Annotated in this window: 3 protein-coding genes and 1 pseudogene; 3 read left to right on the forward strand and 1 reads right to left on the reverse strand. The window is 46.8% G+C overall.

All coding sequences use genetic code 11. The features are described 5' to 3' along the window. The 3 genes and pseudogenes from ftsZ to lpxC form a co-directional block, all read left to right on the forward strand. Nucleotides 1-877 (forward strand): annotated as a pseudogene (ftsZ, locus tag B7Y67_RS15840) (cell division protein FtsZ); the annotation flags it as partial. 471 nt (nucleotides 878-1,348) lie between these two features. Beyond that, on the forward strand, nucleotides 1,349-1,849 hold the full coding sequence (locus tag B7Y67_RS15845) for a peroxiredoxin (protein ID WP_293599460.1): 501 nt from the start codon (nucleotides 1,349-1,351) through the stop codon (nucleotides 1,847-1,849). A 30-nt stretch (nucleotides 1,850-1,879) separates the two neighbouring features. Continuing rightward, the gene (gene lpxC, locus B7Y67_RS15850) at nucleotides 1,880-2,794 is read left to right on the forward strand and encodes a UDP-3-O-acyl-N-acetylglucosamine deacetylase (protein WP_293599461.1); all 915 of its coding nucleotides are present in this window, start codon (nucleotides 1,880-1,882) and stop codon (nucleotides 2,792-2,794) included. A gap of 1 nt (nucleotide 2,795) precedes the next feature. On the opposite strand, the gene B7Y67_RS15855 is transcribed toward lpxC, so the two are convergent. Then, nucleotides 2,796-3,329: a hypothetical protein gene (locus tag B7Y67_RS15855; protein WP_293599462.1), complete on the reverse strand. Its 534-nt coding sequence runs from the start codon at nucleotides 3,327-3,329 to the stop codon at nucleotides 2,796-2,798. Nucleotides 3,330-3,369 lie beyond the last annotated feature (40 nt).

Genomic DNA, 3,369 nt, shown 5'->3' on the forward strand with positions numbered 1-3,369 from the left:
TGCAGGTGGTAATGCAGTTCAGCACATGATTCGTCGCGGTGTTAATGGCGTAGAGTTTATTTGCATGAACACCGATGCTGGCGCTTTACAGCGTTCTGAGGCATCTGTGAATTTGCAACTAGGCTCTAGCGGACTCGGTGCTGGCGCAAAACCAGAAATCGGTGCAGCTTCTGCTGAAGAAGCGCGTACACGTATTGCAGATACATTGCAAGGTGCGCATATGGTATTCATCACTGCTGGTATGGGTGGTGGTACAGGTACTGGCGCAGCTCCAATCGTTGCTCAAGTTGCTAAAGAGATGGGAATTTTGACGGTTGGTGTTATCAGCAAGCCATTTGATTTTGAGGGTGTCAAGCGTCTCAAGGTTGCTGAAAATGGTGCGGCTGAACTCGAGTCTTATGTAGATTCTTTGATCGTAGTTCTCAATGAGAAACTCTTTGAGGTGATGGGTGAGGATGCTGAGTTTGATAAGGCATTCGCATGCGCTGATGATGTATTGCATAACGCGGTTTCGGGTATTGCAGAAATCATTAACGTTCAAGGTTTGATCAACGTCGACTTTGAGGATGTGAAAACAGTGATGGGCGAGCAAGGCAAGGCGATGATGGGAACTGCAACAGTTTCTGGCATGGATCGTGCACGTTTAGCTGCTGAAGCTGCAGTAGCTTCACCATTGCTTGAAGGTGTGGATCTATCTGGTGCACGTGGCGTATTGGTCAACATCACTGCTAGTCGTTCACTCAAATTGTCTGAGACTCGTGAAGTGATGGCTGCAATTCGTGGCTATGCTGCGGATGACGCTACCGTGATCTTCGGTACCGTGTATGACGAGAGTTTGGGTGATGCCTTACGCGTTACTGTGGTGGCAACAGGCTTGAATAATCCACAAGCTCGTCAAAAACATCAACCTGAGGTAGTTTGGAGGCAGGCCACTGGTACCCATGATGCAATGCCAACCATGGCTGACTTAAACAGCTTTGCTCCAGCAAGCGCGTCAGCAGCAATGAGTAAAGTAAGTTTGGACTCAGCTCTGAGTACTAGCGCTGGTTTGGCAATGACTGGTGCCGGTAGTGCGCCTTCAATGGCTTCTCAGCCAGCCACCAGCAGTGTTGATTACAGTCAATATGATTTGCCACGGGTATTCCGCAGTTCTCGTGAAGCTACACCAGCCCCTACNNNGAAAAAGGGGCTGATTACTATGAAATCCCAGCTTTTTTACGTAAGCAAGCAGATTAATTAACTGCTTAATACAATAGGTAGTTGCAGAATGCCAGCGCGGCGCCCCTCCGGACGACGAATCCCGCGCTAGCGTTGGCAAACTCATTACAACTATTTTATTGGAGGCTTTATGATCGCAATCGGACAAAAATTACCAAACGCCACTCTTTATGAGTTCTTAGATGAAGCGAGTGAAGGTTGCGCTATTGGGCCAAATGCATTTGAAGTTGAAAAATTGACCGCTGGTAAAAAAGTGGTGATCTTTGCATTACCTGGTGCATTTACACCTACTTGCTCAGCAAAGCATGTTCCTAGCTATGTAGAGCACTTTGATGCAATCAAAGCAAAAGGTGTCGATGAAATTTGGTGCATTTCGGTAAACGATCCATTTGTTATGGGTGCGTGGGGCCGGGATCAAAAGGTTGGCAAAAAGATCCGCATGTTGGGTGATGGTAGTGCTGAGTTCACCAAGAAACTTGGCCTCGAGTTAGATTTGACTGCTCGCGGCTTGGGTGTTCGTTCAGATCGCTATGCCATGATTGTTGAAAATGGTGTAGTAACAACTTTGGATCGTGAAGCGCCCGGTAAGTTTGAAGTGAGCGATGCAGCTTCCATTTTGAAGAAGCTGTAAGAGAAACTATTCCTGAATTTAGATAAAGCCATGATGAAGCAACGCACAATTGCCACCCCTATTAAAACTGTGGGGATTGGCTTGCACTCAGGGCGTAAGGTGACCTTATCTATTAAGCCTGCATCGGTAAATTCAGGAATCTTGTTTGTACGCGTAGATACCCCAGAGCAATCGGTTGTGCCGGCCACTGCTCTGGCGGTTTGCGACACCCGCCTAGCATCAGTGATTCAAAAGGATGGAGTGCGCGTCTCCACGGTAGAGCATTTACTCTCAGCTTGTGCAGGCCTAGGGCTTGATAATTTATTGATTGAACTTGATGGTGAAGAAGTGCCCATCATGGATGGCAGTGCCGCTTCATTCTTATTTCTGATGGAATCGGCTGGTATTGCTGAGCAAGAAGCCCCTAGACAATTTGTAGTAATTAGAAAACCTATAGAGGTAAAGGAAGGCGATAAGCTCGCGCGTCTAGAGCCTTTCTTTGGGTTTAAGTTAGATTTCACCATCGACTTTAAGCACCCGGCGGTCGACAAGACTGGTCAGCGCTTTGTAGTAGATTTTGCAGAACATGCTTATCGAAGTGAGATTGGTCGTGCCCGTACTTTTGGCTTTGCTCATGAAGTTGAAGCATTGCGAGAAATGGGATTAGCGCGGGGTGGAAGTTTGGATAATGCGATTGTGCTCGATGAGCATCGAATCCTGAATAACGAAGAATTGCGTTACGAAGACGAATTTGTTCGTCACAAAATTCTGGATGCCATTGGCGATCTATATTTAGTTGGACACCCAATAGTAGGATCTTACGTCGCTGAAAAATCAGGACATGCCTTAAATAATGCGCTTTTACGCAAGCTTTTGGAGGATCCAAGCGCTTATGAAATCAGTAGCTTTGCCGAAAATAAGGCTCCATCAGCTTATTCAAAAGAGAGTCAACCCCTCTTTTTCTAGGCTATTTAGGCTTGCTGTGAAGAAGACGTTCAACCGCCTTCCGCAGATCGGAATCCGGTGCCAACTTGTCCAACAATGATTCCCAAGAAGCCCTTGCTACAGAGTTAAACCCTCTTGGCTTCTGACTTGCTTGATGCCCCTCACGAGGTTTAATCTCCCAGGTCGGTGGTGCCGGCTTAAGGCGTACCTTAATGCCAGTACAGACCACCCCTTTTTTAGCTAACTCTTTGATTAAACTGGGTAATATTTGCTGAAGACGGGTGGCAACACTTGCCCCGTTGACTAGCAAAAACAGTTCATCCTGACCGCCAGAACGCCATCCAGGCTCAATTTTGGGTGCCAAGTTATCCAAATCCATTTCAAGCAGAGCAGCTTTGAGCGTAATTTTGAGTTTGGCCAGATCTTCTGTTTTAGCTAGGATTCCGCCCAAACCTTCAGAGTCACGCAAATACTCTAGCCACTCATGGGCGGCTTTAGTACGGACAGGTTTAGGGGCAAAGTTCATATAAAAATAGGGTGCGGGTGATAAACTCAAGGTCTTAATTTACTTCAATATCCCATGGTAATCGGTCTTC

The sequence above is a fragment of the Polynucleobacter sp. 35-46-11 genome (genome assembly GCF_002281105.1).

Bases quoted from the DNA above. Each gene is read 5' to 3' on its own strand.
- B7Y67_RS15845 (WP_293599460.1), top strand. From the start codon at position 1,349: ATGATCGCAATCGGACAAAAATTACCAAACGCCACTCTTTATGAGTTC.
- lpxC (WP_293599461.1), top strand. From the start codon at position 1,880: ATGATGAAGCAACGCACAATTGCCACCCCTATTAAAACTGTGGGGATT.